The sequence below is a fragment of the Pseudoalteromonas phenolica genome (assembly GCF_001444405.1).
GTDB lineage: Bacteria > Pseudomonadota > Gammaproteobacteria > Enterobacterales > Alteromonadaceae > Pseudoalteromonas > Pseudoalteromonas phenolica.
The window spans coordinates 3,339,881-3,365,085 of the sequence record NZ_CP013187.1 but is presented as its reverse complement, the minus strand read 5'-3'; the positions used below and the strand labels follow the sequence as shown (position 1 = coordinate 3,365,085).

Here is a 25,205-nt window from a genome sequence, read left to right as displayed (position 1 = left end):
TAAGATAACCTTTTAAACTTTAATACTCATACCGTCGCTGAGTGAATAATAATAGGCGCGCAATGCAGGGAAGAGCCCCATCACAGTGCCAGCCAGCATAATAGCGCCCAATAGCTTAACTTCATAGCTGCTGAGCATAGAAAGCGACAAGCTAATACCAAACTGTGTCTGTAACACAGGTTGCGCTAGCAAGATTGCCACAAAGAATAATGTCGTGCCGAGCAGGCAACCGAGTAGCGTGATGATCACCGCTTCACTGGTTAGCAAACTGAAAATATGCCAAGGGCGTGCGCCGACAGATCGCAGAATGGCCAGCTCACGACGTCTTTGATTAAGCGTTGCGAGTAAGGTTGTCAGCATACCGAGTAAGCTGATGATCACCACCACGATTGAAAACAGCAATAAGATTTTTTCGACAATATCTAACATGCCCCACAGTTCGCGCAAGGTGACGCCGGGCATAATGGCCAGCAGTGGCTCGCCTTTATATTGGTTGATATTACGACGAACTTGCAAAGTATAAAGAGGTGAATCAAAACCCATTAGAAACGCAGTGATTTGCTTTGGCTCACCAATTAAATCGCCCGGTTCACTTTCAACAAGTTGGTGAGTTTTATGCTGATGCTCGCCATGACTATGGTCGTCATGCTCATGCTCGCCATGACTGTGGTCGTCATGTGAGTGATGATCATGATCTTCATGCTTATGCTCATCATGAGAATGAACTGATTCGTTTGGTGGTTTATTAATCGCCTTTCCAATCATGCGCGGCGAAGCGTTATGACCAGAACCATGCATTTCATCGATGGCGATAAGTGGCACATGTACAGTTCGGTCAACTGGCGTGCCGGTCGGCTTTAAAATACCGACTATGGTCATTGGATTATCATCATGATGGTGAAAACTGGTGTTACCCATACCATGAGAAATCACGATTTGTTCTCCGAGATGGTAGTTGAGCTTTTTCGCCACATCGCTGCCGAGAACTACTTCGCGACCATTATGAAATGCGCGACCATGTTCAAATGCCAGCATTTGCTTTTTCCCGTAACGGAAATGGGTGAAGTAGCTGCTATCTGTGCCTAATACCGCATGTCCCTTGTGGCTATCACCAAGGCTTATCGGAATAGTCCATGCCACACCGCGTTGCTGTTTAATGTATTCATAGCTTTGCCACTGCACAGCATTGTTGGCATGACCTATTCGAAATACACTTGAGAGCAAAAGCTGTATGTCGCCCGTGCGCGCACCGACAATTAAATCTGTACCAGAAATGGTATTGGCGAAGCTGCTTTTTGCTTCTTGTCTTACTCGCTCTATCGAGAGTAGCAGCATCACACTGATGGCGATGGTGAACAAAGTGAGTAGTACGCTCGATTTACGATTCCAACTGCTTTTGAAAGCCAGAGATGCTAGGTTCATTGTGCCGCTCCGTTAATCTCATGCAAACTCACTTTTCTATCGAATAGCTGCGCCAAGCTGTGGTCGTGACTGACAAATAAAATGGTAGCTTGGTATTTTTCTGCTTGGTTAAACAAGGTTTCAATAAAGGCTTCACGGCTGTCGGCATCAAGTGCTGAAGTCGGTTCATCGGCAATGATAAGCTCTGGCTGACCAATAAATGCCCGTGCAGCAGCCACTCGCTGTTGTTGACCGATACTTAATTCACTGACTGATTTGGCTTGTAAAGTGTGGTCTATCCCTAAATTTTCTAGCAAATCAATAGCGCTTTGCTGTAAAGATTGAGTGAGTTTGCTTTTTCGCATTTTAGAGTATTGGCAGCCAAGCATGACGTTTTCAATAGGGTCTAGAAATGGCAGCAAATTAAAGTTTTGAAAAATAGTCCCAATATGGTCGGCCCTAAATTGATCTCGTTTTGCGGCTGAGAGTTGGCGCATTTGCGTATCTAAAATTTTAATATCACCCGTTTGAATGGCATTAATACCTGCTAATAATCCGAGCAGGGTCGATTTACCACTGCCACTTGGGCCATGTAAAAAAATCCGTTCGCCTTGGCTAATTGTTAACTCAGTAATATCTAGCGTAGGGGCGGGGTGTTTAGGCCAGCTAAATACGAGGTTGTTTATCTCAATCATAATGGGCTCAATAAACTAAAAACACTGTGATGGTATAACAGTTTTCTCATCGGCTAAACTCTGCTCGGTTTAATTACCAAAATTCAACGATAAACCCCACATTTAGCAACATAAGAGTTCGGGTTTAGTTTGTGATTTAAGGGTCTTGCGATTATTATATGCACTTCTAACCCCCTCATATTTTTTGCACCCCTTAGCAAGGTGCATCCGGCCTTGGAGTAATAATGAGTAGCTACAAAGTTTTAGAAGTGAATGATGATCTACCGATCCGCACAAAAGGTGCCGTTCACAGTGGTAAAGTTCGTTCAGTTTATTGGTTAACCGACGAAGACAGTGCGCGTTTAATCGAAGAAAAAGGTTACGATGTACCTAAAGGTACGGAGTTGGCGATCATGGTAATTTCTGATCGTATTTCTGCGTTTGACTGCATTTGGCAGGGCGAAAATGGCTTAAATGGTGTACCAGGCAAGGGTATTGCACTAAACAGCGTGGCATCACACTGGTTTAAGTTATTCGATCAAGCAGGTCTTGCGGGCAACCACATTGTAGACATTCCTCACCCTTATGTGTGGATCGTGCGTAAAGCAAGCACGGTACGTGTTGAAGCGATTGCGCGTCAGTACATTACAGGCAGCATGTGGCGTGATTACAGTAAAGGCGTGCGCAACTTCTGTGGTATTGAGCTACCTGAAGGGCTTGAAGCCAACCAAAAGTTAGATGAAGTACTGATCACTCCGTCTACAAAAGGCATTATCACTGACGTACCAGAAGTACCACCAGTGGATGATGTCAACATCACACGTAAAAACATCACAGATAACCTAGCTGCATTTAACTTCAAATCAGAAGCTGATGTGGCTCAGTACGAAAAGCTATTAACAGAAGGCTTTGCATTGATCAGCAAAGAACTTGCTGAGCTTGATCAGATCTTTGTTGATACCAAGTTTGAGTTTGGCTACGTAGAGCAAACTGATGGCACAGAACAGCTAATTTACATTGATGAAGTGGGTACGCCTGATTCATCTCGTATTTGGGATGGCCCAGCTTTCCGTGATGGTAAAGTAATCGAAAACTCGAAAGAAGGTTTCCGTCAGTTACTAATCAATAACGTGCCAGACAGCGATGTATTGCTTAATAAAGACAGAATGCCTGAGCGTGAGCAACTGGCACAAGATTACAAGCTACCTGTAGATGTGATGATGTCAGTATCAGACACTTATGTAGGTATTGCGAGTAAGATTGTTGGTCGAGAGTTAACAATTCCTGCTGATCCGCGTGCAGAAGTGATTTCTATCCTTGATAGTGAATATGGCCTTATCGATTAAAAAATGAGTTGAAGTCCTAATAGGGGCTAAGACCTAAAGCTATAAAATCCTCAGTCTGATAATACTAAAAACTTGTATTATCAGGCTTTATTCGCAAAACCCTTGCAATTAACAAGGTTATCCCTTTAACTAACCTAAGATCTCGGTCAATGAATTTAAGGCAATATTGGTCTATATTCATAACCAACTCAGAATTCTAATTTCACTGCGCAAATTGTTGTGGCTAATGTTTAGTAAGCAGCGTGCAAAAGGAACATCATGAGCACCACTTTAAAACAACGTATTATTTTACTGTGTGTCGGGCTTGTATTGCTTACGGCAATCACAAGCTTAGTAAGCTTCTGGTGGTCGACAAATCAATATAACGATAAACAAGTGCAACAAGGTATTAAAGTTGCGCAAAACGTTTATCAACAATACCTAAAAGCCAAGGAACGTTTATTAGTAACCGCATCTACGGTATTAACGGCTGATTTTGGTTTCAAACAAGCTGTGGCGAGTCGCGATCAAGACACTATTCAAAGTGCATTATTTAATCATAGTAACCGCATTGATGCAGATCTGATGCTGTTGATGGATCTAAAAGGCAATGTCATTGCGTCTAACAAAGAAGGATTGGTGTTACCAAAAAATAGTCAGACTCTGATGAGAAAGCTACTTAGTAATGGTAAAGAGTCAACTTTCATTGTGATAGGTGATCAGTTATACCAAACCATTATTCTGCCAGTTAAAGCGCCAAGAACGATCGCTCTAAGTGTGGTTGGATTTGCCGTTAACGAAACAATAGCGAAAGAGTTAAAAGAGTTAACTGGCGTAGAGATGAGTTTTATTTCTCACGCGACAGGTCTAAAAGCCAGTTCAATAGAGCTACCAAATGAACAGAGCGATCTTCTAGCCTTCATTCATGGTCAGACAACAACACGCTGGCTTTCTGACTACCCGGTTTTTATAAGTGCCGAAGTGCCTTTGCCTGCTTTATCGAGTAATCCCATTAGCGTTATTCTCAGTGCAAACCTAACAGAGCAATACGACGAATTTGATCAGCTAGTATTAAGCATCATTTTATTGTCGTGCGGTACTATAGTGCTTGGTTTCTTAACCAGCGGATTTTTAGCAAATAACTTGACGACCCCACTTCAGCATTTGACTGAGATGGCAAAGCGCTTCTCAAAAGGGGACTATAGTGCGGGTTTAACGGATCACAGTCCAAGTAAGGAGATCTGTGAGTTAGTAGATGCTTTCCAAGAAATGGGTGAAGACATTCAAGCTCGTGAGAAGCAAATTCGCTTTCAAGCTCAGCACGACCATTTAACGGGCTTTTATAATCGCTCTGCGGCCCTAGAGCGCCTTTCGAAAAAGTTAAAAAGCAATCCTACCTTGTATTTAATTGCGATTGATATACGAGGTTTACGCCACATCAATGACAAGCTAGGTCCTAGAGTTGGTGATGATTGTATTCGCGCGGTTGCTAAGCGAATTGAAGAAGTTACTAAAGACTCTAATGGTTTACATGCACGGATTGGTGGCGATGAGTTTTTAGTGGTTATGGAGCCAACAGTGGGGAGTACTGTTGAAGCCTGTGTCGCTAAGCTTAATCAAGCGTTAGTAAAAAGCTACATGATCCGTAATTTAGATATATCGCTGCGCTTTAGTATGGGGGTGGTGATTTATCCCGAGCAGGCTGATAACCCCGAAGACTTGGTGCGTAGAACCTTGATAGCAGTCGATACGGCAGCGCAAGATAGTCATGAAATTTATTATTATCAAGATGGTGAAGACGAAGAGCACTTAGCCCGACTCAAATTGATTGATGAATTAAAGCAGGCACTTACGAATGATGATGGGCAATTGTTTATGGCCTATCAACCAAAGTTAAACTTGAAAACTCAACAAATTGATAAAGTCGAAGCGCTGATCCGTTGGCATAAACCTGATGGTCAATGGGTATCGCCAGAGCTATTTATTGATCTTGCTGAACAATCAGGTTTGATTGTTGATTTGACACAGTGGGTTGTTTCGACGGTAGTAAAACAGGTCGCAGAGTGGCAGCAGCAAGGTATTTCGATGAAAGCAGCGATTAATGTGTCAGCACAAGATATTGCCCATGATGACTTTTTCCCGCATTTAGAGGCTGAATTATCACGTTTCAAAGTACCGCCTGCATTAATCACCGTGGAGCTCACAGAACGCGATATGATAGAAAATGAAGAGAAGGGCATCGCTGCACTTAAAGCCTTAAAAGCACTCGGGGTGATGATTTCATTGGACGACTATGGAGTAGGTCAAACCTCGCTGGGGCGCCTTAAAATGCTACCAATTGATGAGTTAAAATTAGATAAAGTATTTATCCTAAAACTTGATGAATCGCAGCAAGATCAACACATCGTACAGTCAACAATCACGCTTGGTCATCAATTAGGCTTTTCTGTGGTTGCAGAGGGGGTTGAAAACTTAGCATCGTTAAACCTACTCGATCAAATGCAATGTGATTATGCTCAGGGGTATTATCTCAGTAAGCCACTACCTTCGGCTGAATTCCTGAATTGGTTAGGGGATTATCATCAGGCTGGGTAGTGATGAATTTTAGAAAAGCCGCATGATGCGGCTTTTCTATTTCTATGGCTTATATGGATTCTCAAGCCTTTCTTTTACAGCATTAAAGTGAGCCATTTCATCGCTTAGATTGCCCCAAGCTTGAGGTAACAGGTATTCAGATTTCAAATAACTCAAAAACTTATCTACGAGAATGTGATCAACTTCTTGCTCTTCTATACCTTTTAAAGTTTGGATCAACTCAGTTACGTTTTTACAATGATGGACTAAACCATCAATATTGAAAAATGCATTGCCAAGCGTAATAACATTTTTCCCGAGTAATAGAGATTCCATACCAACAGTTGAGTTAATTGTAATAACAGCGAGCGAGTCTTCAATCAGTTCTTGCGTGTTGTTACCATTTGCAAAAATAATATCTGGGTGCTTATTGTGTAACTCAGAGAAGTTTCTTGGCCAACTCGGATGCTCTTTAATTACAAACTTAAATGGTTGCCAAGAAGAACTTTTCTTTAGCTCTTCTAAAGATTCTTCTAAAGTTGCGTAAAACGTTTCCATATTTGGCACCCAAGGAGAGTGACATACTATTTGAGTGTCATTAGGCACTTGAAATGGCACGAATATATATCTGCTTGGTAGCTTTGTCTCATCGATGTCTTTTTTGCGTTGCTTGTGTGGGGCTCTTGCAACAAGCTGAGTTTGTCTTTGTTCAACATCACCTTGCCAATTGAGATAAAACTCTTTGCTTCTAGGCACCGAATTAAGTGCATTGACGCCTTTAGGATCTAATGTGGTTGTATTGGGTAACAAGCCATTTTCGAATAATATAGTCTCTTTTCCTAATGCTTTTGCAACTATATAGGGTGTTCGATTTGGTTGCTTCATACCATTCCAAAGGATAACCGTCGTGCATGGATGTTGCTCTAAAAAATTATAGTAGTAATTGGCACGTGCTTTCTCAATTTTGGTGTAGCTGAAGCGAAATAACTTGTTGAGTAATTTAGACTTCTTTAAAACAGGGTAACGAACTTCTTTCCTTTTCATGTGCACATCTACTAAGTCATTCAAATCTATTGAATTCAACTCTGGTCGATAGTTAAGTGACGGAAAGCATAATTGTTTTAAAGCGTGAAGCTGCGCATTATTACCTAAAAAATGCACGAGCTTTTCGTAATATCTGTAATGGGAAGATTTACGTGATATAAATAAGTAGTTTTTTGCAGTCATTTAATTCAAGTGCCTGATTAAGTAATAGTTGAAACGATTGGGTTGGTTAATGAATTGAGTTTTGATGTCACTTTATTATTGTAATAGTGTCGTGACTAAGGGTAATTAGCATCAAAATATAGCCCAATAGTTATGTACGCCAAATTTTAACAACTGCATGCGAAGCTGCAAAGGTAATAATAAGAAGAAGCTAAATTAGGTTGTTTAGAGACTCATTACTTAGAATTTCTTTGGAGAATAATTTGAAAAACATTAGGTCTTGCGAGTGGTTAAACGAAAACATTAAGAGAGTTCATGTCTTCGATGCTGGCATAGTGAGTGCAGGCGTAAAAGGAGCATATTGCCCTCAAGCGATTATTCTTGGTGCCAAACGATTTGATATTAAAGATGCGCTGTGTGAACCAGAAGCAAAGCTTTCAAGCACCATGTGTGGTGCGCAGCAGTTTCAGGCAGAAATGCGCCAGCTAGGCGTGAATAATACTGATACAGTGATTGTTTATGACGACAAAGGCCTTTTCAGTGCCGCACGCGCTTGGTGGATGTTCAAAAGTATGGGCTTTGACGAAGTATACGTACTAGATGGTGGCTTAGTGCGTTGGCTTGAATTGGGTTTACCTACTCAGGCTGAGTACAGTCAAGCTAAAGCTATAGGTGATTTTGTCGCTCATCCAAAAGTGGGTTGCTTCATTGATAAGCATGCGGTTCTTAATGCCATAGACGATCCTAATACCTTATTGCTCGATGCGCGCAGCTATAAACGTTTTACAGGCGAGGAGCTTGAGCCTAGAGCCGGAATGATTTCGGGTCATATTCCAAACAGTAAGAGTATGCACTATGCGAGTGTGCTCGATGAAAGCAAATGCTTAAAACCAATTTCCGAATTACATGCAAGATTGAAAGCTTTGGGGGCTGAAGATAAGTCTCTTCAGTTTAGCTGCGGCTCGGGCATAACAGCCTGTATTTTGGCAATGATAGCTGATGAATGTGGTTATCAAGATTTAGCTGTGTACGATGGCTCATGGTCAGAATGGGGCAATGCTGAACATGACCTACCCATAGAAGTAGGCGAAGTATAAGTGACTGCTTAACCAGAGTTCGGGTTACTTATAAGGGCAATGGCGGCAGCCGTTGCCACAGCACTTACCCCGTTTTAAGTGCGCCCAACGACTCATCACTAGCAAGCCATTTTCTATTTCGTAATCAATGCCTTCAATAAAATTAGTATCGTTTTGATAAGGTCTTGCGAGCGCAAGCTGCTCCTTAATAGGTTTGCTTTTAATACCTTGTATGTAAGCCCTAATATTTTTTATTAAACAAGCGCGACATACGCAGCCAGATGACTCGGAAATAGGTAGAATATTTGGCAGTGTCATACACCAGCAATCAGTATCGGCACTACATTTTAAAGTTTGCTGGCATTGCGAGCAGTTCATGGATACATTCGAATAAGAGAAATTTACGTGAATAATAACATGACTCATCTAGAGGCGGTTAAAGCCATTGTGCACTTTAGTGAAAAGCGTTCAGAGGCATTTTCAGTATTACTCTCTGCCTCGCAATCAGAGGTAGTTTATTGTGTTAGCAATCAAGATGTGCTCATTGTATTAGATAAGGTATTGAGTAAGCAGTTAGATATTGATGAATTAGAAATGTGGGCACAGTTACTCGACATGCGAGAAGACATTGATACACAACAAGTGGAAGGCGCATTGTATGCTTTGAGTAATCCTGAGCAGATGGGAGAGTTAAGTGTTAAGAAGCTTCAAACATTGCGGCAGGTTTTGAGCGGTTGAGTAATTTATAAAGCAAAAGTAAAAAAGCAGCCGAAGCTGCTTTTTTTAATACGTAAAACTTGAAGCAAGTTTATTTATGATAAGCCAAACACGCTTCAACTTCGTTCTTAGAACCAAGAATGACCGCAACGCGCTGGTGGATGTCATTTGGTTGAATATCCATAATACGCTCTTCACCTGTGTGCGCTAAACCGCCCGCTTGCTCTACTAGCATTGCCATTGGGTTTGCTTCGTACATTAAACGAAGTTTGTATGGTTTTTCTGGGTTTTTGGTATCTGCAGGGTAAGTAAATAAACCACCGCGGCATAATACACGGTGTACGTCACCAACCATGGCTGCAATCCAGCGCATGTTAAAGTTTTTACCGCGGGGGCCAGTATCGCCAGCTAACAAATCTTGAATGTAGTTCTTCATTGCTGGTTGCCAGTGACGCTGGTTAGACGCATTAATAGCGAACTCTTTGGTATCTTCTGGAATTTTCGCAAAGTCTTCAGTTAATAAGAAGCTGCCATGCGTCTTATCAAGCGTGAAAATACGAGTGCCTTTACCTGTAGAAAGCGCAAGCGTTGTTGATGGGCCATATAGTACATAACCCGCTGCAACTTGCTTGTGACCCGGTTGCATGAAGATAGCAGGATCCGCAGGATCTGAATCTTTAGGCGCTTGCATGATTGAGAAAATCGTACCAACGAGTGAGTTGATGTCGGTGTTTGAAGAGCCATCAAGTGGGTCGAACGCGACGATGAAGTCTGCGTCAGGGTTGCCTGCTACTGTGTAGTCTTCTTCTTCCGATGCAATCGCTTTTACATAGCCAGACTCTAATAAGATGTCTTTTAAAAGCTGGTTAGACAGCACATCAAGCTTCTTCTGAGTTTCACCTTGAATGTTTTCGTCTAATGTTGAACCTAATACGCCAGAAAGTGCGCCTTGGCCAACACGGAATGAAATTTCTTTACAAGCCGCAAGGATAGTGCGGATCAATGAAACTAACTCTCTAGAACAACCGTCTTCAATTAACACCGGAGGAAGTCTACGCATAGTAAATAGTCCTGATAACGTTATGGTCGCAGCCAAGTATAGTGTGAGAGGGGGCTGCGTGCCGCGCTGAATTTTGTCTTAAATAGCTGTTAAACAGATTGGATAAATTATACTGTAATGTTTATACCAATTTTATTAAATGCATGAACATTCTAGCGAGCTAAATAACTCTGTAACTTCGTTAAAAATTTCTTATATAGAACAACTATATGTCGTAATTTTTGCCTTGCTACAGTGCTATTTTTCGACGCAATAATTGCTCATTGCTTCAATGCAATTGGTATAGCAACCACTTAAAACCTCTAATAACAAAGATAAGATTATGCGAAAAATTGGATTTTTACCTGTCATATTCTCAGCTTTGCTGGGCACTATGATAACCCAAGCGCACGCCGCAATTAAGTCTATTGATGAGTTTACTGAAAAGTTTAATCATTTTCCGGGTCATTACTCCTTTTATGCCGACACGCAAAGCGGCAAAATTTACCTTGATGTTGATAAGTTCAAGCAGCCATTTTTACTACAATTTAGTTTGCCGTACGGGGTAGGTTCGAATGATATCGGCCTAGATAGAGGTCAACTAGGCGGTACCCATATCGCGCAATTCGAGCGCTTTGGCGACAAAATCATGCTTCGCGCCTTAAACACTTATTATCGTGCGAGCTCGAATAACTCCGCTGAAAAGCAAAGTATCAATGAGGCGTTTGCGTCAAGTATTTTGCAAGGCTTTAAAGTTGTTGCTGAAGACAATGACAGCGTCTTGATTGATTACACGCCTTATCTGTTAGCAGATGTGCATGGTGTGAGTCGCACACTAGCAAATCGTAAACAGGGTAGCTTTAATTTAGATAGTTCGCGCAGTGCGGTATTTATGCCTCGCTCAAAAGCATTTGTAGATAACACTGAGCTTGAAGCCGTCTTAACGTTTAAAGGCAGCAAGCCGGGCGAATATGTTCGTCAAGTCAGTGCAGATCCATATGCAGTGACAGTTCACCAGCATCACTCTTTAATTAAATTACCTGATGACGAGTATCAGCCTCGCCAATTCCATGCGCAATCTGGATATTGGAGCATTGAGCACAAGGATTACTCGGCTCCGCTGAACGAATCTATGCTGGTGCGTTATATTCCTCGTCATCGTTTAGCTAAAAAAGATCCGACGGCAGCGCAAAGCGAAGCGGTTGAGCCGATTGTGTATTACCTTGACCCAGGTGTTCCTGAGCCAGTTAGAACTGCATTATTAGATGGTGCACGCTGGTGGGAGCAAGCGTTTGAAGCAGCCGGCTATAGCAATGGCTTCCAAGTGAAAATTTTACCAGAGCATGCTGATCCTATGGATGTTCGCTATAACGTGATCCAATGGGTGCACAGAGCAACACGTGGTTGGTCGTATGGTTCTTCGATTATTGACCCGCGTACGGGTGAGATCATCAAAGGCCATGTCACATTAGGCTCATTGCGAGTTCGACAAGATATCCTAATTGCAGAAGCGCTAGCAGCGCCTTTTGTGAAAGGTGATGAAGTAAACGCACATTTACAGAATATGGCCCTTGATCGTATTCGTCAGCTAAGTGCCCACGAAATAGGTCATACGCTGGGTATTGCGCATAACTTCTCGGCGTCTGTTAAAAACAGGGCGTCTGTAATGGATTATCCACACCCATTGGTTGGCTTCGATACGCAAGGACAGCTAGATATTTCTAAAGGCTATGCCAAAGGTATGGGCGATTGGGATATTCAAGCGGTGAAATATGGTTATAGTGATTTCAGAGGTAAAGACGAAGCAACTGAGCTTGCCAATATCATCACTGAAAATCACAATAAAGGTTTAGAGTTTATTTCAGACCCTGATGCACGCCCGCAAGGTGGTGCTCATCCAACCGCACATTTATGGGATAACGGTGAAAACCCAGCCTCAGAATTACTGCGTGTACTCGATATACGTCAGCAAGCGTTAAACTCATTCGGTATTAATAACATTAAAACTGGTGTTGCTCTGTCTCAATTAGAAGAGAAATTAGTACCCCTGTTTTTATTCCATCGCTACCAAGTTGAGTCAGCTGTGAAACTTATCGCAGGTATTGATTACGATTATGAAGTACGTAGCGAACGTGCTGTTAAAGGTGCGAAAATTGTAGATAAAGCGACACAGCAACAAGCACTAACGGCGATGCTAAAAACGCTTGAGGCTGAGCAGTTGATGATCCCTGAAAGTATCTTAGCGTTGATCCCACCTAAAGCATACGGTGAGCGTAAAACCCGTGAAAGTGTTTATGGTCGCACAGGCTTAGCACTTGATGCCATGGCGTTGCCGGAAGTGGCGGCAAACCATAGCTTGAAACTACTGTTAAACGCTGAACGCTTAAACCGTTTATCGCAGCATAAAGCCCGTGATAATCAGCATTTTGGTTTGAGTGACCTAATGAATACACTATACAGCAAGGTCTTTGAAGCGGATAGTTCATCAGGTATGGCACAAAAGCTGACTCAGCGTGTGCAATTTTTAACAGCAGCACGACTAGCCCAGTTAGCCAGTTCAAATAAAGTTGAGCCAGAAGTACAAGCGCAGTTGCGCTTTCAATTGATGCGAGTAGCAAAACAATTTGACCAAAGATCATTGTTTAGCAGTGTGAGTGAAGACACGGCATTTAGACATGACCTTGCACGTCAAGTAAAAGCGTTTTTAGAATCAGGAAAATGGCCAAAAGCCTATGCAGCATTAAAGATGCCGCCCGGTTCACCAATTTAATTTTCAATCTAAAGAGCGCAAATAAGCGCTCTTTTTGTTACGTTTTCTTACAATTAAATAATCATTTTATTTACTTGAGAAATATTCAATTAATATCTTGCTAGCTTGTCCCCTTTTTGATAGTTTATTTTTGTGACCTTGGGTCACACTCAATAAGGAAAGTCACTATGAAATTGAAGTTAAACAAAAAGAAAGTAAAAAACTTAAGTTTAGATAACTCACAAGCTGTTTTAGAAGCAACGCCGCACATTGCTGGTGGCCGTCCAGTGTTTGCAAAAACTGAGGTTTGCCATACAAACCCTTGCATCACGATTACTACTTTACCGCCGAGCTACAGAAACGACTGTTTATCTTAATAAACGAAAGTTTTAGAAAATTACTCTATTCATCATTGGTCCTGATGTTATGTAAATAACTCATTCAGAGATATCAAGCCTACTCATTTAAGGAAAATAAAATGAAACTTAAACTAAATAAAAAAAGTGTAAAAAACCTTTCAAAAGACGACAAAGCACTACCAGTAAATGCAACTCCAGCGGTAGCGGGTGGTGCTAATACTTCGCGATGCTACACTGATACAGGTTCAATCGCGTGTGATAGACCAACAACTTACACATTAAGTATCGAGATTTGTAGAACACTTCCATGTGACATCATGTAATTGAACATCCGATGATAAAAGCCACCTTAGGTGGCTTTTTTAGTTTTAAAACACAACTCATTAATTAACTGAGTGATCTTCTCTTGCGAAGGTTTGATTTTCTCCATTGCTAAAAACTCATCAGGCTGGTGGGCTTGCTCTATAGAACCCGGACCCATGACAATAGTCTCACAGCCAAGTTGCTGTAAAAATGGTGCTTCAGTGCAGTAGTTTACCGCAATGGCTTGTTCCCCAGAAACCGCTTCGGCGAGTTTTACCAAGGCGCTGTCAGTTGTGCCAGTAAAGGCCGGAATAGGGTCATGTAAGTCGATAACCGCGACACTATTTGGGTATTCATCATTAATGGGTTTAACCGCTTCTAGCAATAATAATTGCAGCTCTTGAATACTCAGCCCGGGTAATGGACGAATGTCTAAGTGCAACTCACAGCAGCCACAGATACGATTAGCATTATCCCCTCCATGAATATGCCCTAGATTTAGAGTGGGGTAGGGTATTGCAAAATGCTCAATTGAATATTTATTCTTTAAAGTGTCTTTTAGTTGCAACAGCTTTGCAATAATCTTATGCATCACTTCAATGGCATTTAAACCGCGGGCAGGATCAGAGCTATGACCCGACCTACCTGTTACTCGAATGGCGGTACTCATGTGTCCTTTATGGGTGAATACAGGCACCATGTCTGTCGGTTCACCTATGACACAAAACTCAGGTTTTAGACTCTGATGTTTCGCCACTTCTTGAGCGCCCGCCATAGTGGTCTCTTCATCTGCAGTGGCGAGGATCATAATAGGTTTTGCCTGTTTCGCGCCTTGTGTATCTAATTGCTTAATGGCTTCAATCACAAATGCAAAAAAGCCTTTCATATCAATTGAGCCTAGACCATATAGCTTGTTATCTACTTCGCTGAGTTTGAACGGATCATAGCTCCAGCGACTGTCATCAAAAGGCACTGTGTCTGTATGCCCTGCCAACATCAATCCGCCTTCACCTTCGCCACGTTTTGCCAGTAAATTAAATTTACCCGGTGCGCTATCGAGCTCTGTAATCTCGACCTGAAAACCTAAGTTTTCGCACCAAGCTGCTAATAACTCTATTGTCGAGTAATTACTCATATTTAGCTGAGGATCTAGCGCGCTAATAGAGGGCTCGGCGATAAGTTGCTGGTACATATTAATAAAAGCAGGAGCGGTCATGTTAATCCAAAATATTTATTCAAAATGTTTGCATAATAATTTATATGCGTTTAGTATGAATATCAATTCACTTTATGAGAATAAATATATTTAGAGGCTAAGATGCGACGATATACATTCAACACTTTTTAAATAATGCCCAGAGGGCACGAAGCAAAACCAAATTTTTAGAGATTTTTTACTATGTTGAATGTAACCATTATTGGCGCTAGCGGCTATAGCGGCGCTGAATTAGCTAGTTTAATTGCCAAACATCCCAACTTCTCCCTTGCAGGATGTTTTGTGTCAGAGCAAAGTTTAGACAAAGGAAAGCTCCTGAGTGATTTGTATCCGGAACATGCCTCTTTGCTCGACACGCTTCTTTTACCTCTTAATGAACAAGCCTTTGCAGATATTGAAGCTAAAGCAGACTTCGTTTGCCTGTGCACAGATCATAAGGTCAGTGTTGAACTCGCACCTAAGTTTTTAGCCACGGGCAAAAAGGTATTTGATTTATCTGGTGGATTTAGACTTAAGAATCCTCAAGATTACGACAGCTTCTATGGTTTTACTCACCAATCACCCACTTGGCTTGCTCAAGCTGAATACGGCTTAGCTGAGTGGAATGCAAAGGGCATTTCACAGGCACAGCTCGTTGCTGTTGCGGGTTGTTATCCAACAGCGGCGTTAAATGGTTTAAAACCGCTCAAGCAAGCCGATTTACTTGCTGACGATACTATTATTGTTAATGCAGTATCGGGCGTAACTGGCGCGGGTCGCAAAGCCAATATAGGCACACAGTTTTGCGAAGTGTCTCTCGCACCTTATGGTTTATTCAATCACAGGCATACGCCTGAAATTTCTCAGTATCTTGGTCATTCAGTGTTATTCACCCCGCACTTAGGTAACTTTGCACGCGGTATTCTTGAAACCATTTATGTGAAATTGAAGCCAGGGGTGAGTGAGCACCAAGTTAATGAAGCATTCCAAGTGCTCGCCGACGAGCCGTTAATTCGTTTAAAAGGCAATAAGCAAATGCCTTCAATTAAAGGTGTGGCTAAACAACCGTATGTTGATATTGGTTGGCAAGTGCAAGGTGAGCAACTGATAGTGGTTGTTGCCATAGATAATTTGTTAAAAGGTGCGGCTGGCCAAGCATTGCAGTGTATGAACATCGCGGCATTATTACCTGCTGAACTTGGCCTAAAAGGAGTGTCATGAAGATGCAAACTTGGGTTATTAAAGTCGGCGGTGCGGTGTTAAACACAGAAGATGCTGCGATGGGATTATTTACCGCAATAGCAGAGTTAATAAAAGTACAAATAGATAAGCAATTTGTTGTGGTACACGGCGGCGGTGCTTTGGTTGATAAGTGGCTGTCGGAGGCGGGTTTTGCAACCGCTAAACACCAAGGTTTACGTATCAGTCCAAAAGAACAAATGCCTTATATAGTCGGTGCGTTGGCAGGTACCGCGAACAAACAACTTAGTGGTCAAGCTATCAAAGCTGGCTTGAAACCTGTGGGCACCTGCTTATATGAAGCAGGCTTAATTGCCACACAAAAACTCAAAGCATTAGGACAAGTGGGTGAATGTGAACAGGGTGAGGCAAGTATATTACCAACACTTTTAGAGCTAGGCAGAACACCTATGGTGAGCTCAATTGGTATCGGCGCTGATGGTCAACTTTATAACGTTAATGCTGACGAAGCGGCGGCGGCGATTGCCGAGCAACTAAATGCTGAACTGATTTATATGACAGATGTAGAAGCAGTGCTTGATGCGAATAAGCAGCCTTTACATCAACTATCTGAACAACACATTGCTACTCTCATCGAAGAAGGAGTCATTGTTGGCGGCATGGAGGTCAAAGTAAAGACCAGCCTGCACGCTGCACAACACTTACGACGCGGGGTGTACATATCGAGCTGGCAGAAGCCAGAAAACCTTATTGCCTTAGTTCAAGGCATCCATGTCGGTACAAAAATTACACCTTAGGAAATAGCAATGACATCTCATTTTTTAACAGGATTAGAACTAAATAAAGCTCAAGCGCTAAAACTATTGTCGCTTGCACAAACCATCAAGCAGCAGCCAAAAGAGTTTAATCAAGCGCTTGCAGGTCAATCTATCGTTACCTTGTTTGAAAAGCCGAGCTTACGTACTCGTGTGTCTTTCGATATTGGTATTAATCGTTTAGGTGGTCATGCGGTTTATCTTGATCAACAAAACGGCGCGATGGGCGGTCGTGAGTCGGTGAAAGATTTTGCCCTCAATATTGCCACTTGGGCTGATGGCATCGTAGCGCGTGTTAATGCGCACAGTTCATTGCAAACATTGGCTGAGTTTTCGAGTGTGCCTGTAGTGAATAGCTTATGTGACCTATACCACCCATGTCAGGCGTTAGCTGACTTTTTAACGCTCCAAGAAGTTTATGGTGATGTCAGTAAAATCAAACTAGCGTATTTAGGTGAAGGTAATAACGTCACTCACTCTCTGATGTTATTAGCTGCAACGTTAGGTACTGACTTTGTAGCAATTAGTCCTAAAGGTGCGTCGCCAGATGCACAGGTTTTAAAACAAGCTGAGCAACTTGCTGCTGAGTCTGGTGCGTCAATTACAGTCAGTGATGACATTGAAGCAGCTACTGGTGCTGATGCTTTATATGCTGATACATGGGTGTCAATGGGTGACACAACACCACTTGAGCAAGTTAAAGCTAAGTATATGCCGTATCAAATTAATCAGCAGTTGGTAGAACAATCTGGCGCTAGCACGATTCTACATTGCCAACCTGCGCACCGTGAATATGAGATCACGTCAGAAGTGATGGACGGTGCAAATTCAAAAATTATTCAACAAGCTGAAAACCGCATGCATGCCCAAAATGCATTGCTGGTATCACTGTTAAATCCAAATTATGTGTAAGGGTAAAGTAATGAGCGAAATCAAAAAAGTTGTATTGGCATATTCTGGTGGTCTTGATACCTCGGCAATAGTACCTTGGCTAAAAGAAAACTATGACTGTGAAGTTGTCGCCTTTGTAGCCGATGTAGGTCAAGGTGAAGAAGAGCTAGTAGGTGTAGAAGAAAAAGCTTTAGCCTCGGGCGCATCTGAGTGTCACATCGTAGATCTAAAAGAAGAAATGGTCAGTGACTACATTTACCCAACACTGAAAACAGGTGCGATTTACGAAGGTACTTATTTACTTGGTACGTCTATGGCACGTCCTATTATTGCTAAAGCCCAAGTTGAAATAGCTCGTAAAGTAGGAGCTGATGCATTAGCCCATGGTTGTACAGGTAAAGGTAACGACCAAGTTCGTTTTGAATCTTGTTTCTCGGCATTAGCACCAGATTTAAAAGTGATTGCGCCTTGGCGTGAGTGGGATCTATCAAGTCGTGAGTCATTATTAGACTACCTAGCAGAACGAGATATTCCGTGCGCTGCATCTGCGACGAAGATTTATAGTCGCGACGCAAATGCTTGGCATATTTCGCATGAGGGTGGTGAGCTAGAAGATCCTTGGAATCAACCAAGTGATCAAGTATGGACTTGGACAACAGCGCCAGAGCAAGCACCTGATAAGCCGGAGTTTGTTGCTGTGTCGGTAGAAAAGGGTCAAATTGTTGCAGTTAACGGTGAGCGTTATAGCCCTTATAAATGTTTAATAGAGTTGAATAAACTCGCTGCACCGCATGGTGTTGGTCGTGTTGATATTCTTGAAAACCGTTTAGTGGGCATGAAGTCTCGTGGTTGTTATGAAACGCCAGGCGGTACAGTCATGATGGCTGCATTACAAGCAATCGATGAGTTAGTGCTAGATAAAGCAAGTCGAAAATGGAAAGAGGCCCTGTCATCTGAGTTTGCGCATTTAGTGTATGACGGTCGTTGGTTCACGCCGTTAAAAGACTCAGTGCTAGCAGGTGCAGAAGCGCTAAGTGAAGTTGCAACAGGTGAAGTAATCTTAAAAATGTATAAAGGCCAAGTTGCTGCAGTACAAAAGCAATCGGTTAATAGTTTATACAGTGAAGATTTCGCTACATTTGGTGAAGACGATGTGTACGATCAGTCGCATGCTGAAGGGTTTATTCGCCTGTTCTCGTTGTCGAGCAGAATTGCCGCGTTAAACGCAAAGGCTAAATAAGAGTTAAGTTCGGAGATTTCAGCATGGCATTATGGGGTGGTCGTTTTTCATCAGGACCAGATGAGGCTTTTAAACAATTTAATGATTCTCTGCCGTTTGATTACCAAATGGCTGAGCAAGATATTATAGGCTCAATCGCTTGGGCCGGTGCACTGCAGCAGGTTAATGTGTTGAGTGTACAAGAGCATACTGAACTTGTTGCGGCTTTAAATGAACTATTAAGCGAAGTACAACAAGATTTATCGGCGGTTGCGAGTGCTGGGTATGAGGACATCCATTCGTATGTTGAAGCTAAGCTGATAGACAAAGTAGGTGATTTGGCGAAAAAATTACACACGGGCCGCAGTCGCAACGATCAGGTTGCGACTGATTTTCGTCTTTGGAGTCGAAGTACAGCTGAACAAATAGTTGAAGCCATTCAAACGTTAAAAGCAGAGTTCGTTGCACTTGCAGAACGTGAACTTGGTACAATACTACCTGGTTATACGCATTTACAGCGTGCACAGCCGGTACTATTCAGCCATTGGTGCATGGCCTATGTTGAAATGCTTGAACGCGACGAGTCGCGTTTAAGTGATGCCATTACTAGATTTAATGTCAGTCCACTTGGTAGTGGTGCATTAGCAGGCACTGCTTACCCCATTGATAGAGAAGCTTTGGCGCACAATCTTGGCTTTAGCCATGCTAGCCGTAATAGTCTAGATGCAGTGTCTGATCGCGACTTTGTGGTTGAGCTTTTAAGTTGTGCCAGTATTTCTATGATGCATTTATCGCGCTTCGCAGAAGATTTGATTTTCTACAATTCAGGTGAAGCTGGTTTTATTGAGTTGGCCGATAATGTGACTTCGGGGTCATCATTAATGCCGCAAAAGAAAAACCCAGATGCTTTGGAGTTGATCCGTGGTAAAACAGGCCGAGTCTTTGGTGCATTCAGCGCCATGATGATGACACTAAAAGCATTGCCGCTTGCATATAATAAAGATATGCAAGAAGACAAAGAAGGTTTGTTTGATGCTATGCCGACTTGGCTTGCCTGTATTCATATGGCACAAGCTTGTATTAAAGGCATCAAGGTAAACGGTGAAGCAACATTAAAAGCAGCGCAAGGCGGGCATGCTAATGCCACTGAACTTGCAGATTATTTAGTTGCTAAAGGTATTCCATTTAGAGAAGGTCATCATATTGTTGGCCAACTTGTTCAGCATGCGATTAGCAAAGGCCAAAATCTAGAAGATTTATCACTTGATGAATTTCAATCAGTTTGTTCTGTAATTGCAGAAGATGTTTACCCTGTACTAGAGATAGATGCTTGTATTGCCGCACGGCAGGCGCTAGGTGGCACATCCTTGCCACAAGTGGAACAAGCAATAAAGTTTGCTAAACAGCAAGCGCAATCAAAATAATGCTGAATATGCAATTGGTTTGCTAGAGCTCGTTTTGTTGACGCTTCTAGCAATGTCAATTGAGTTCACCAATTGACAACTTGCTTGAAGATTAAATTAAATGCTATTGAGCACTGATTTAGTTATTAAATCGGTGCTTTTTTGTTTAGGTTGAGCATAAATCCAGCGCTTAATCAAGATAACTGTAATGCGGTGTAATATTGGATCGATCATTGCTAAATAACTTTTAACAATAATTCAACGTCACTTTTATGACTCTCTGTTTCACAGCTCAAATAAGGAAACATTATGTTAAAGGTAATTAAAACTTTAGTATCAAAACAACGTTCGGCTCAAAGCACTAGCCAAATCAATTCGCTTTCTGGTAAGGTAATCAAATCTGAAAAGTTTTTAGAGCAAATTACTGGCGCTCGCGGTGGTGGTACACTTGAACCTAGAAAAGGTGAAAAGCAGGATTAGTAAGCTCTTTTGGTGGGGATATTTTTAGCTTAGACAATTTGGGTATACATTTTGATACCATTATTGTACTTGGTATGGTTTTGGCATTTTTATTGAATGCTTTTTTTTACATTTCGAGTATTAGTAAAAATCTATCCCTACTTATCACTTCCGCAGTGATGGCTATGTCTTACTTTACTAGTAATCACTTTATAGATTTGTCGGCCTCAAGAGAAAATATTTATATATCTTGGATCTTGTATGACATTTTAACAATCTTGCTCATTATATCTCTCAATAAACTCACTAAGCAAAAGTATTGTTGTGCGGCAAAGTATACGATCATTGGCCTTACTTTTAATGCTATCCTCTTCTTGTTAATTCATATTGATCTTAGGGTATTAGACAATAGAGAACCTTGGTGGTTTTGGTATTTTTATACGTTAGCGATTAACACAATAGATGTGATTATGGTTGCATCTTTGATACTTGACCGAGATTTCTTGTGCATAAAGTTTTTTAAAAACAGAGTTAAGAAATATTTTTCAAAACGACAAAAAACGATTTCGGCTTAGTTTTTATGTGAAAATACAGTAAACAAATTTCTTTTTTCCTGAAGCTCTTATGTCAATGTTGTCTACAATAAATACATTCATTGTGTTGTAAGACTTGTGTCTATGAGTAATACCGTTTACTTTGTCACTCTGTTTAGATGAATTAAGTATTTCTTTAAGACTTTTTATACAGCTTAATTACTTCAGGTTATGTATTACTGTGGGTCTCTTTTTTTCTTCAGCAGCTTTTACAAGTTTTGTATCACATTTTGTAATTTGGTGCTTTTTAATGGCTACCTTGTTAAATTTTGTGAGAATGTCTGGCTGGCAATTTCAAAACGCAAATAAGGCAAAACTTAAAGAACCCGTGGTGCTTTCTGCCATAATGTTCCTTTCTTATTTTTTTGGCAGTGTAATTGACTATTTTGTCAATCTGAAGGAATTCATCTCTTACTTTCATCCGAATAGTTATTACTTGTTACTCGATATTTTAACGGCACTGCTTATTTATAAAGTGGTTAATGTAAGCTCAAGGCAAGGTCAATTATGTAAATTTTATTTATTATGTGGGCTTTTGTTTAACGCATTACTCTTCCTAATAATTCAAATAGAAATTTTTCTAGTATACGAAGGCTTTAAAGCTTATGAGCCTTGGTGGCTTTGGTACGTGTTTTCTATTGGTATTAATTCTTCCGATGGCATGATGGTTTTGGTGTTGATACTTCAAAAGGATTTCTTAAAAGTTTACGGTTTATTAAATAAAACCCGATGTGGTTTGAGTAAGTAGATTACATGAATAATTACAATATGGTTTATTTTGGTAACTACATCGACTGGGACTTGGTGATAGGTTTTCTCAGTATGCATTTGGTCACATGGTTGTTATTTTTAGTTATGCTGACTAATTATGTGAAAACATCAAATGTGCATGCTTCGAATGCAGAGAGGATAGAGAGAAAAGAAGTTTTAAAAGTATCAGTCTTGATGTTTTGTTCATACGCATTAATGATACCAATAGAGTATGTAGTGACACGGCTAGATTTTTCTTCGCCTTATTTTCCCTATACGGTTTATTTGTTATTAGACCACTTCACTGTTCTATTTCTTTGCCTTGTAATAGGTATATATAGTGACAAAGGGCGACTTTGTAAACATTATGTTTTTTTTGGCTTGCTTTGTAACTCTGCTTTATTTGCATTTATCCAAATCGATTTGCTACTGATGTATAACCACTATAAATCAATGGAGCCATGGTGGTTTTGGAGTGTCTTTACAATAGGTATAAACTTTTTTGATGCAGTGATGATACTGGTGCTTTTGAGTTGTAGAGATATATTATTATTACATAAGTTAGAGTCACAATTTTTAGCAAGGAGAAGTAAAAAGCTTAGAGTTGGTGAATTAAAATGATAGAAGTTTTGTATCTTTTTGGTGAAATATTGTACTTTGAGCCGATAGTGCAATTTTTATATGGTCATACTACAACGTTTATCTTTTTTATGGTGCTTCTGGTGAACTTTGTTAGAACCTCCAGAGGAAGCTGCTACCCTTTAAAAAAAGAGCAAGCACATGAAGTGCTGATTTTGTCGCTTGTTATGTCTGTTTCATACGCGATTCCCATGCCATTTGATTATATATATTGGCTATCTGAAGAGCGGTCAGTTTACATACCTAATACACCCTATATGGTACTGGATATTCTAACTATTCTATTTATTTACAGTTTTGTAAAAATAGGAACAAGCTTGGGGGAATTGTGTCGTTTTTATTTAACGGTTGGACTTGGAGTGAACGCTTCTTTATTTTTCTTATTACAGCTTGATCTTTTACTTATACATGAGGGGTTGAAGGAGAGTGGCTTTTGGTGGTTTTGGACTGTATTTAGCTATGGAATAAATGGTTCTGACCTCATCATGGTCCTAGTTTTAGTTGTACAAAAAGACTTCTTAGGTTGGTACAAGCTAAGCGAAAAAATTAAGGGCGCGTATTCGCGCCCTTAATTAAAATTGGATTTCCCAGCTTGCTGAGACTGCTGTGTGAGTCTCAGAGTCTTTGGGTAGTTTATCTTTCCAAACACTCAAGCCCAGTTTTCCTAAGCCTTTTAATACGCCTTGCTGATAGCCTACTTCGAGTAAGCTTCTATCTAAGTCTAAAGAGTCAAAATCTAACTGCTTTAATTTAGCATACCCGCCGAAACCAGCTAGGCGGTAATAATCAATACCTAGAGTGATGCTTTTAGCTTGCGGCCCCATGGCTGCACCCAGCCATTGCTCGCGTTGCATGTAGTCAGCACCTTCGTTTGGAGTGTTAAAATTACATTGGAAACTGGCTTGTTCAGATTGACAATTCAGCTCTGTATCACTTAATTCAATAAAGCCTTTTGCACGGTAGCTCATATCTGCAAGGTAGCTTTCAATACCAAGGGTATAGCTGCTATTACTGGGCAATAATCCAGCGTCATTTTCACCGGCTATCTCAACATAGACAGCAAAAGGTAAACCTTGAAAAGTGTTCGAGTATTTCGCATCTAAGCTTGTTAGGCGTTGTTTGCTTCTAAGCTCGGAGTTGTGTGGATCTTCTTTATAAATAAAGTCACTTGATGTTGAGCTAAACGCAATCTCTAATCCAGATAATGGCATGCTAGATAAGCGAACGCCCCAAAAATCACCTTCTTTCTTTGTGGCTAATGTTGGCTTTTGCTTGGCCGCGATAGCAGTGACTTGCCAAGGGCCGATAAATGATAAAAATGATGGGCCTTGGTAGTCGGTATTGGCTCTACTCAGTCTAAACGCCTTCATAGGGGCCGCGTTGTTGCTAAGCAGTAAAGCTTGCTCATTACCTGGGCCCCACCAATAGTTCAGTTGCTCGATACTAGCTGACCAGTTATCTAGCAATATCGCGACATGACTACCATAATGATTGATGTACTTTCCATCGATGGCATCATCTGTATAGTTTACTTGCACTTTGGCGCTAACGTCATCACTGAGTATCTGGCCAAACGTTTGAACACCAGACTTTGCGCCTTTGCGCTCACCAAACCCTTTTCTTAATTCTGGCTCTTGATTATAAAAGGCGCGAATACTTGAACGACGCTCTTGTTTAGCATTAGATAAAGCATGCTTGAGATGCGTAATCGCGAACTTTGCCGACTCAGGTACTTCATTCATATCAACAGCAGCTAAGTCTTGCACTATACCTCGCCATAATAACGGATATTGGTTGACTGGTCGGTTTATTAAATTATGGCTGACAAGTAAGTCGATAGAGTGTTTAAGCTGCGCTTGCTCTGCATCTATCCACGGGCTAGAGGTGGCAGAGAAGCTGCTCAGGCTTAGAGCTAGGGCTAATACTTTTAGTCTCATCCGTGTAATTTTTCCAATAAGGCCTTTGCAACGATAGGGTCTACAAACTCGGTTACATCTCCATGGTGTAAAGCCACTTCTTTAACGAGTGTTGAGGAGATGAATGAATTTCTTTCTGAAGGAGTCAAAAATACGCTTTCAAGGTCAGGGTTAAGTCGGCGATTCATATTCGCTAACTGAAACTCATAATCAAAATCCGAGACTGCGCGAATGCCACGAATTAGTACTTGAGCATTTTGTTGCTTAGCTAAATCAACCAAGAGACCCGAAAAGCCAATGACTTTAACATTTTTGTATTCACTTAATACCTTTTCAGCGAGTTCAACGCGCTCATCCAAGTTAAAGCAAGGTTTTTTACTTGGGTTATTCGCAATGGCGAGTAATACGACATCAAACATTTTAGCTGCACGCTTAATTAAATCTGCGTGACCATTTGTGAGCGGGTCAAATGTGCCTGGATATAGCGCGGTAACTTTCATAACAATTCAGCCAGAATAAAATTTGTGTAATATTATCAAGCTTTGCTGTTAAATACACTGGTCTGCTTAGCAACTTGTTGCTTATAACTCTTCCATTTTAATGGTATTTTCAATATCGGTATAATTTCTGATAGTTTGTTTTTAATTTGGGTAATGACACATAATTTATGTGTTATGACAGAATCAAATAAGTAATCAAGGC

The 25,205-nt window shown here is 41.1% G+C and carries 23 protein-coding genes and 1 pseudogene; 16 read left to right on the top strand and 8 right to left on the bottom strand.

Translation table 11 applies throughout. The features are described 5' to 3' along the window. Positions 1 to 12: 12 nt before the first annotated feature. Positions 13 to 1,422, bottom strand: a complete 1,410-nt coding sequence (locus PP2015_RS15120; RefSeq protein ID WP_058031095.1) for an ABC transporter permease — start codon at positions 1,420 to 1,422, stop codon at positions 13 to 15. Then, on the bottom strand, positions 1,419 to 2,096 hold the full coding sequence (locus tag PP2015_RS15115; protein ID WP_058031094.1) for an ABC transporter ATP-binding protein: 678 nt from the start codon (positions 2,094 to 2,096) through the stop codon (positions 1,419 to 1,421). Before PP2015_RS15115 ends, PP2015_RS15120 begins: the two co-directional genes overlap by 4 nt. 224 nt (positions 2,097 to 2,320) lie before the next feature. Between PP2015_RS15115 and PP2015_RS15110 the strand changes: the two genes are divergently transcribed. Together PP2015_RS15110 and PP2015_RS15105 are read left to right on the top strand one after the other, a co-directional pair. After that, complete coding sequence (locus PP2015_RS15110; RefSeq protein ID WP_058031093.1) at positions 2,321 to 3,421, top strand: phosphoribosylaminoimidazolesuccinocarboxamide synthase; 1,101 nt, start codon at positions 2,321 to 2,323, stop codon at positions 3,419 to 3,421. Between the two features lie 258 nt (positions 3,422 to 3,679). After that, positions 3,680 to 5,995, top strand: coding sequence for a bifunctional diguanylate cyclase/phosphodiesterase (locus PP2015_RS15105; RefSeq protein WP_058031092.1), 2,316 nt, complete (start codon positions 3,680 to 3,682; stop codon positions 5,993 to 5,995). 42 nt (positions 5,996 to 6,037) lie between these two features. On the opposite strand, the gene PP2015_RS15100 is transcribed toward PP2015_RS15105, so the two are convergent. Next, complete coding sequence (locus PP2015_RS15100) at positions 6,038 to 7,201, bottom strand: capsular polysaccharide export protein, LipB/KpsS family (protein ID WP_058031091.1); 1,164 nt, start codon at positions 7,199 to 7,201, stop codon at positions 6,038 to 6,040. Positions 7,202 to 7,443: 242 nt separating this feature from the next. On the opposite strand from PP2015_RS15100, the gene PP2015_RS15095 reads away from it, so the two are divergent. Continuing rightward, a complete protein-coding gene (locus PP2015_RS15095; protein ID WP_058031090.1) occupies positions 7,444 to 8,277 on the top strand; it encodes a sulfurtransferase in 834 nt (277 codons plus the stop codon). Between the two features lie 24 nt (positions 8,278 to 8,301). On the opposite strand, the gene PP2015_RS21690 is transcribed toward PP2015_RS15095, so the two are convergent. Further along, positions 8,302 to 8,634, bottom strand: a complete 333-nt coding sequence (locus PP2015_RS21690) for a DUF5522 domain-containing protein (protein ID WP_083496602.1) — start codon at positions 8,632 to 8,634, stop codon at positions 8,302 to 8,304. A 27-nt stretch (positions 8,635 to 8,661) separates the two neighbouring features. Here PP2015_RS21690 and PP2015_RS15090 point away from each other — a divergent pair, with 27 nt between their 5' ends. After that, on the top strand, positions 8,662 to 8,994 hold the full coding sequence (locus PP2015_RS15090; protein ID WP_058031089.1) for a hypothetical protein: 333 nt from the start codon (positions 8,662 to 8,664) through the stop codon (positions 8,992 to 8,994). A gap of 70 nt (positions 8,995 to 9,064) precedes the next feature. On the opposite strand, the gene PP2015_RS15085 is transcribed toward PP2015_RS15090, so the two are convergent. Then, positions 9,065 to 10,033, bottom strand: a complete 969-nt coding sequence (locus tag PP2015_RS15085; protein WP_058031088.1) for a class 1 fructose-bisphosphatase — start codon at positions 10,031 to 10,033, stop codon at positions 9,065 to 9,067. Between the two features lie 322 nt (positions 10,034 to 10,355). On the opposite strand from PP2015_RS15085, the gene PP2015_RS15080 reads away from it, so the two are divergent. The 3 genes from PP2015_RS15080 (at position 10,356) to PP2015_RS15070 (ending at position 13,443) form a co-directional block, all read left to right on the top strand. Beyond that, entirely contained in the window at positions 10,356 to 12,782 is a 2,427-nt protein-coding gene (locus PP2015_RS15080; protein WP_058031087.1) for a zinc-dependent metalloprotease, read from the top strand. Between the two features lie 167 nt (positions 12,783 to 12,949). Beyond that, the gene (locus PP2015_RS15075; protein WP_058031086.1) at positions 12,950 to 13,138 is read left to right on the top strand and encodes a hypothetical protein; all 189 of its coding nucleotides are present in this window, start codon (positions 12,950 to 12,952) and stop codon (positions 13,136 to 13,138) included. A gap of 101 nt (positions 13,139 to 13,239) precedes the next feature. After that, positions 13,240 to 13,443, top strand: a complete 204-nt coding sequence (locus PP2015_RS15070) for a hypothetical protein (protein ID WP_058031085.1) — start codon at positions 13,240 to 13,242, stop codon at positions 13,441 to 13,443. A gap of 26 nt (positions 13,444 to 13,469) precedes the next feature. Here PP2015_RS15070 and argE read toward each other — a convergent pair whose 3' ends face one another. Further along, the gene (argE, locus tag PP2015_RS15065; RefSeq protein ID WP_058031084.1) at positions 13,470 to 14,639 is read right to left on the bottom strand and encodes an acetylornithine deacetylase; all 1,170 of its coding nucleotides are present in this window, start codon (positions 14,637 to 14,639) and stop codon (positions 13,470 to 13,472) included. Positions 14,640 to 14,825: 186 nt separating this feature from the next. Between argE and argC the strand changes: the two genes are divergently transcribed. From argC to PP2015_RS15020, 9 genes and pseudogenes are all read left to right on the top strand, one after another. Next, positions 14,826 to 15,839 (top strand): N-acetyl-gamma-glutamyl-phosphate reductase, encoded by a 1,014-nt coding sequence (gene argC / locus PP2015_RS15060; RefSeq protein WP_193330506.1) that lies wholly within the window; start codon positions 14,826 to 14,828, stop codon positions 15,837 to 15,839. Continuing rightward, the gene (gene argB / locus PP2015_RS15055) at positions 15,836 to 16,615 is read left to right on the top strand and encodes an acetylglutamate kinase (RefSeq protein WP_058031082.1); all 780 of its coding nucleotides are present in this window, start codon (positions 15,836 to 15,838) and stop codon (positions 16,613 to 16,615) included. The genes argC and argB overlap by 4 nt, the downstream gene beginning before the upstream one ends. Before the next feature lie 9 nt (positions 16,616 to 16,624). Further along, positions 16,625 to 17,545 carry an ornithine carbamoyltransferase gene (locus PP2015_RS15050; RefSeq protein WP_058031081.1) on the top strand — a complete coding sequence of 307 codons (921 nt, stop codon included), beginning with the start codon at positions 16,625 to 16,627 and terminating at the stop codon, positions 17,543 to 17,545. Between the two features lie 10 nt (positions 17,546 to 17,555). Beyond that, positions 17,556 to 18,764 carry an argininosuccinate synthase gene (locus tag PP2015_RS15045; RefSeq protein WP_058031080.1) on the top strand — a complete coding sequence of 403 codons (1,209 nt, stop codon included), beginning with the start codon at positions 17,556 to 17,558 and terminating at the stop codon, positions 18,762 to 18,764. Positions 18,765 to 18,787: 23 nt separating this feature from the next. After that, a pseudogene (gene argH, locus PP2015_RS15040) lies at positions 18,788 to 20,158 on the top strand (argininosuccinate lyase); the annotation flags it as partial. A gap of 297 nt (positions 20,159 to 20,455) precedes the next feature. Beyond that, the gene (locus tag PP2015_RS21905) at positions 20,456 to 20,626 is read left to right on the top strand and encodes a hypothetical protein (RefSeq protein WP_157599092.1); all 171 of its coding nucleotides are present in this window, start codon (positions 20,456 to 20,458) and stop codon (positions 20,624 to 20,626) included. Between the two features lie 822 nt (positions 20,627 to 21,448). Further along, the gene (locus PP2015_RS15030) at positions 21,449 to 21,946 is read left to right on the top strand and encodes a hypothetical protein (protein ID WP_058031077.1); all 498 of its coding nucleotides are present in this window, start codon (positions 21,449 to 21,451) and stop codon (positions 21,944 to 21,946) included. A 5-nt stretch (positions 21,947 to 21,951) separates the two neighbouring features. Further along, positions 21,952 to 22,569 (top strand): hypothetical protein, encoded by a 618-nt coding sequence (locus tag PP2015_RS15025; RefSeq protein WP_058031076.1) that lies wholly within the window; start codon positions 21,952 to 21,954, stop codon positions 22,567 to 22,569. Continuing rightward, positions 22,566 to 23,159 (top strand): hypothetical protein, encoded by a 594-nt coding sequence (locus PP2015_RS15020; protein WP_058031075.1) that lies wholly within the window; start codon positions 22,566 to 22,568, stop codon positions 23,157 to 23,159. The genes PP2015_RS15025 and PP2015_RS15020 overlap by 4 nt, the downstream gene beginning before the upstream one ends. Here PP2015_RS15020 and PP2015_RS15015 read toward each other — a convergent pair whose 3' ends face one another. Together PP2015_RS15015 and coaD are read right to left on the bottom strand one after the other, a co-directional pair. Further along, a complete protein-coding gene (locus PP2015_RS15015; protein ID WP_058031074.1) occupies positions 23,160 to 24,524 on the bottom strand; it encodes a capsule assembly Wzi family protein in 1,365 nt (454 codons plus the stop codon). Then, positions 24,521 to 25,003: a pantetheine-phosphate adenylyltransferase gene (coaD, locus tag PP2015_RS15010; protein ID WP_058031073.1), complete on the bottom strand. Its 483-nt coding sequence runs from the start codon at positions 25,001 to 25,003 to the stop codon at positions 24,521 to 24,523. The genes PP2015_RS15015 and coaD overlap by 4 nt, the downstream gene beginning before the upstream one ends. Positions 25,004 to 25,205: the final 202 nt, after the last annotated feature.

What these genes read in the sequence shown, in the direction of transcription:
- PP2015_RS15120 (WP_058031095.1), bottom strand. Translation starts at nt 1,422, where the DNA reads ATGAACCTAGCATCTCTGGCTTTCAAAAGCAGTTGGAATCGTAAATCG.
- PP2015_RS15115 (WP_058031094.1), bottom strand. Translation starts at nt 2,096, where the DNA reads ATGATTGAGATAAACAACCTCGTATTTAGCTGGCCTAAACACCCCGCC.
- PP2015_RS15110 (WP_058031093.1), top strand. Translation starts at nt 2,321, where the DNA reads ATGAGTAGCTACAAAGTTTTAGAAGTGAATGATGATCTACCGATCCGC.
- PP2015_RS15105 (WP_058031092.1), top strand. Translation starts at nt 3,680, where the DNA reads ATGAGCACCACTTTAAAACAACGTATTATTTTACTGTGTGTCGGGCTT.
- PP2015_RS15100 (WP_058031091.1), bottom strand. Translation starts at nt 7,201, where the DNA reads ATGACTGCAAAAAACTACTTATTTATATCACGTAAATCTTCCCATTAC.
- PP2015_RS21690 (WP_083496602.1), bottom strand. Translation starts at nt 8,634, where the DNA reads ATGAACTGCTCGCAATGCCAGCAAACTTTAAAATGTAGTGCCGATACT.
- PP2015_RS15085 (WP_058031088.1), bottom strand. Translation starts at nt 10,033, where the DNA reads ATGCGTAGACTTCCTCCGGTGTTAATTGAAGACGGTTGTTCTAGAGAG.
- PP2015_RS15080 (WP_058031087.1), top strand. Translation starts at nt 10,356, where the DNA reads ATGCGAAAAATTGGATTTTTACCTGTCATATTCTCAGCTTTGCTGGGC.
- PP2015_RS15075 (WP_058031086.1), top strand. Translation starts at nt 12,950, where the DNA reads ATGAAATTGAAGTTAAACAAAAAGAAAGTAAAAAACTTAAGTTTAGAT.
- PP2015_RS15070 (WP_058031085.1), top strand. Translation starts at nt 13,240, where the DNA reads ATGAAACTTAAACTAAATAAAAAAAGTGTAAAAAACCTTTCAAAAGAC.
- argE (WP_058031084.1), bottom strand. Translation starts at nt 14,639, where the DNA reads ATGACCGCTCCTGCTTTTATTAATATGTACCAGCAACTTATCGCCGAG.
- argB (WP_058031082.1), top strand. Translation starts at nt 15,836, where the DNA reads ATGAAGATGCAAACTTGGGTTATTAAAGTCGGCGGTGCGGTGTTAAAC.
- PP2015_RS15050 (WP_058031081.1), top strand. Translation starts at nt 16,625, where the DNA reads ATGACATCTCATTTTTTAACAGGATTAGAACTAAATAAAGCTCAAGCG.
- PP2015_RS15045 (WP_058031080.1), top strand. Translation starts at nt 17,556, where the DNA reads ATGAGCGAAATCAAAAAAGTTGTATTGGCATATTCTGGTGGTCTTGAT.
- PP2015_RS21905 (WP_157599092.1), top strand. Translation starts at nt 20,456, where the DNA reads ATGTTAAAGGTAATTAAAACTTTAGTATCAAAACAACGTTCGGCTCAA.
- PP2015_RS15030 (WP_058031077.1), top strand. Translation starts at nt 21,449, where the DNA reads ATGGCTACCTTGTTAAATTTTGTGAGAATGTCTGGCTGGCAATTTCAA.
- PP2015_RS15025 (WP_058031076.1), top strand. Translation starts at nt 21,952, where the DNA reads ATGAATAATTACAATATGGTTTATTTTGGTAACTACATCGACTGGGAC.
- PP2015_RS15020 (WP_058031075.1), top strand. Translation starts at nt 22,566, where the DNA reads ATGATAGAAGTTTTGTATCTTTTTGGTGAAATATTGTACTTTGAGCCG.
- PP2015_RS15015 (WP_058031074.1), bottom strand. Translation starts at nt 24,524, where the DNA reads ATGAGACTAAAAGTATTAGCCCTAGCTCTAAGCCTGAGCAGCTTCTCT.
- coaD (WP_058031073.1), bottom strand. Translation starts at nt 25,003, where the DNA reads ATGAAAGTTACCGCGCTATATCCAGGCACATTTGACCCGCTCACAAAT.